Origin of the sequence: Schnuerera sp., assembly GCF_035459645.1 — a bacterium.
In the GTDB taxonomy this organism is placed as follows: Bacteria; Bacillota; Clostridia; order Tissierellales; family Tepidimicrobiaceae; genus Schnuerera.
Genome location: NZ_DATHXO010000112.1, coordinates 1 through 3,813 on the forward strand (window position 1 = coordinate 1; position 3,813 = coordinate 3,813).

At 32.9% G+C, this 3,813-nt stretch carries 3 protein-coding genes; all 3 read left to right on the forward strand.

The features are described 5' to 3' along the window. Nucleotides 1-261 precede the first annotated feature (261 nt). The gene (locus VK998_RS02725; RefSeq protein ID WP_325225200.1) at nucleotides 262-1,638 is read left to right on the forward strand and encodes a TolC family protein; all 1,377 of its coding nucleotides are present in this window, start codon (nucleotides 262-264) and stop codon (nucleotides 1,636-1,638) included. A 147-nt stretch (nucleotides 1,639-1,785) separates the two neighbouring features. Next, on the forward strand, nucleotides 1,786-3,030 hold the full coding sequence (locus tag VK998_RS02730) for an efflux RND transporter periplasmic adaptor subunit (protein WP_325225202.1): 1,245 nt from the start codon (nucleotides 1,786-1,788) through the stop codon (nucleotides 3,028-3,030). Continuing rightward, a partial coding sequence (locus VK998_RS02735) for an efflux RND transporter permease subunit (protein ID WP_325225204.1) occupies nucleotides 3,030-3,813 on the forward strand: 784 nt, incomplete at its 3' end. The genes VK998_RS02730 and VK998_RS02735, both read left to right, overlap by 1 nt.

Consider the following 3,813-nt stretch of genomic DNA (forward strand, 5'->3'; position numbering starts at 1 on the left):
TCTTCTTTAGTATTAATAGGTGGATTGGGTTTAGGTCTCACTTTTATACTAGTGTTATTAATTGGAACTTTAGAAAAGAGATGGTTGCTTATAGGTAGAGTACCTAAATATGTTTTAAGTAGAAGGTTGAGAAGGATGGAAAAAAGTAAAACTTCCAATAAGATTTAATATTTATCATTGACTTCATAAATTAGAATCAATATAATACCTTATATATAGAATGGTTGAATAAAGATTTTGGGAATCTAAGGGGAGGTTCGTATGAAAAAGAACAAATGGTTATTGGTATTGCTTGTGATAATGCTTGTTATGCAAACATTTACAGTTGATGCAAAAAGTAATAAAGAGATACGTAGATTGAAATTCGATGATATTGAAACACTTATGAAAAAGCGAAATTCTACAATTAAAATAAATAAAAACATTGAGAAAAACCTTATAGATAGCATAGATGCTATTAAAGATGCTGAGGATAGCAGAAAAGATTTAGAATATGCCATTGATGAAATCGACAAGGCTATTAGTGGTTTGAATCAAAAGATTAGACAGCAGGATAAGTTGATAAATGAAATAGATGAACTAATTAAGACAGATGAGGACGATGGATTAGGTGGAGTTCCAGGATTGGGAGACGAAGATAGTGGAATAATTGAATTGCCAGATATAGAATATGAAGAGTCAGTTGCTTATGATACTTTTATTGAAACAATAGGATATGTACAGGGAATTTATGAATCCAATATTTCAACCCTTAAACAAAATAGAAATGCCTTAAAGGAACAGTTAAAACAGTTGGATAAATTACCTGCTCAAGAGTTGGAATTGGAAAAGGCTATTTTACAGTTAGATATGGCAAATGAAAGTATTATTTATGGAGCCCAAAATATGTATCTAGGTTATAATAGCTTAAGAAGACAGAAGGATGAGTTAGTGGAAAACTTAGAACTACTAGAAGAACAAATAGAGATTATGGTCTTGCAAGAAGAACTAGGAATGATAACATTATTAGATATTAAAGGCATTGAAAACCAAAAGGAGCAACTGGAATTAGGTATAAAGACTTTAGATACTCAAATGGATAATATAAAAAAGGAGCTTAACTTGATGATGGATCAAGATTTTGATACTCCTTTAAAGATGGAAGATACCTTTATTGTAGATAAAAAAATTATATCTAAGATTAAATATAAAAGTGATTTGAGAGTGGCTAAGAGGAATAGCTATTCTCTTCAACTCAAAAACTATGATTATAAAATACAGAATATAAATGCTGAATGGGCTGAAAAACATGGAAATTATGATGAAATTAGAGCTGCAGCACGAAATTTAGAAAATGCTTCTATAGAATTCAGCCAAGAGCATAAAAATGTAGAATTAGTTTTTGATAAAGTATATGAAGAAATTCAAAATAAGGTTGAGGCTTTGGAAATTGAGAATAAAAATCTTGAATATCAACAGGATAAATACCATGTCTTAGAGCTTAGATATGAATTAGGATTGATTTCAGAAATTGAATTTAAACAGGGTGAAGCTGAGTATAATAGCCAAATGAACAAAGTTAAAACAGCAGAGCAGAACTTGTTCCAAGCATGGCTTCAGTATGAAGCATTACTCCAAGGAATTAATTTTCAACAATAATTTTATGTAAATATGGATAAAGGCTACTATGAAGAATATAAATTAAATTATATGGTGCTAATTTTACTAGTAGCCTTATAATAAGCTTAAAATATGACTGACTGGTAGGTCGGCGAAACTTTGTTATAAAATGGGGAGGAATTAAGTTTGAAGAAGCGAATTATTGGTCTTATGCTTGTAGTATCTATGGTGATTATACTCTTTACTGGATGTACAACGAAAGATAATGTAGAAGAAGATTCTAATGAAGAACAAGAATCATATATACCTGTTGAAGTAAGTGAGGTAACTTTTAATACTTTAGCTAATATAACTACTATAAATGGTAAAGTAGTTGCAGATAAAGATATAATGGTGATGCCTACTATTCCAGGAAAAGTAAAAAGTATTTCTGTGAAAGATGGAGATTATGTAAATAAAGGAGATCTACTTTTTACTTTAGACGATAAGGATATTCGTAAACAGGTAGATCAGGCTAAAATTGCATATGAAATGGCTAAAGCTAATTATAATATGAGCCAAGAACAGTCTTCGATTGCTCAAGAGTCTTTGGAACGGACTAAGGAGTTAACAGAATCTGTTCTTGAAAATGCTCGAGAAAACCTTGAAAATACTAGAAAGCTTTATGAAGCTGGAGCTATTTCAAAATCTCAACTAGATCAAGCTGAACTTGGTTTACAGCAACAGGAAACTCAGCTACAGGCTCAATTAGATCAAGCTGAAATAGGTGCATCTGATCAAGTTATTGAGATAGCTAATGCTCAATTAGAACAAGCAGAGTTAGCTTATAATCAAGCACAAGATGCATTGGATAATGCTACAGTCACTTCTCCTGCTGATGGATTTGTTGCAGGGGTTAATATTGAAGTGGGCGGGATGGCTTCTAGTGCTCAACCTGCCATGAATATAGTGGGTATGGAAAGGGTTTATGTGAGAACGGATGTAGTAGAAGGACTGATCAATAAACTGGAAAAAGGACAGGATGTCAATGTTACTATTCCTGCTGTTTCTTCTCAACCCTTTGATGCAGTTATAGATAGTATCGTTCCTGCACCTGATGCAAGGACTCAATTATATCCAGTAAAGATATATTTAGACAATAGTGATGGCAAGATTAAGCCTGGAATGTTTGCAAATGTAGAAATTGCATTGGATGTTAAAGAGGATGTGCTTTCTGTGCCTAGTCAGTCTGTAATTGTTAGGGATGAAAAAAATATAGTATATATAGTAGAGGATGGAAAAGCTGTAGAAAAAGAAGTAGAGATTGGATTGGATACTGGTACGGATATAGAAATTTTGGCTGGTCTTGAAGAAAAGGATAAGATTATTATAAGTGGCCATAATTATGTAGAAGATGGTGGAGCTGTAAAAGTAATAAGGGGGACTGACTAATGAATTTATCGGGAGCATCTGTAAAAAGGCCTGTAACTACCTTGATGATCATATTGATAATTGTTATTTTTGGTGTAGTTTCTCTATATAGATTGCCAATCGATCTTCTACCAAGCATTGAAATACCCATAGCTATTGTATCTACAAGTTATCAAGGGGTAGGACCTCAGGAGATGGAAAATCTAATAACTAGGCCTCTAGAAGAATCAATTGCTACAGTAGGAAATATTGAAAATATAAGCTCTATTACATCGGAAGGTCAATCTATTGTTATTGCAGAGTTTGCTTTTGGTACTGATATGGATTTTGCATCTTTGGAGATGCGTGAAAAGATAGATCTAATTAAAGGTTTTTTACCTGATGGGGCTAGTGACCCAATGGTATTAAAGATCGATCCTAGTGCACAACCTATTATACAAGTATCATTATCTCATTCTGGAGATTTGGCAGAAAGTCAGAGTATTGCAGAGGATTTAATCAAACCTAAACTTGAAAGATTAGAAGGAGTGGCTTCTGTTGAAGTTACAGGTGGATATGAAAGGCAGATTGAAATTAGCGTAATAAAGGAAAAAATGTATGGATATGGAATAACTACAGACTATTTAGCAGGAATTATAGGTGGAGAAAATCTCAATCTTCCTGGCGGGGAAGTTCAAAAAGGAAATCAAAAACTAACTATTCGTACAGTAGGAGAATTTCAGGCTCTAGATGAAATTGAAAACCTACTCATTCCTTTACCAACTGGTGGGGTGGTGCATCTTAATGATATTGCAAATGTAGAAA

Excerpts from the sequence above, each read along its gene's own strand:
- VK998_RS02725 (WP_325225200.1), top strand. The coding sequence starts at position 262 with ATGAAAAAGAACAAATGGTTATTGGTATTGCTTGTGATAATGCTTGTT.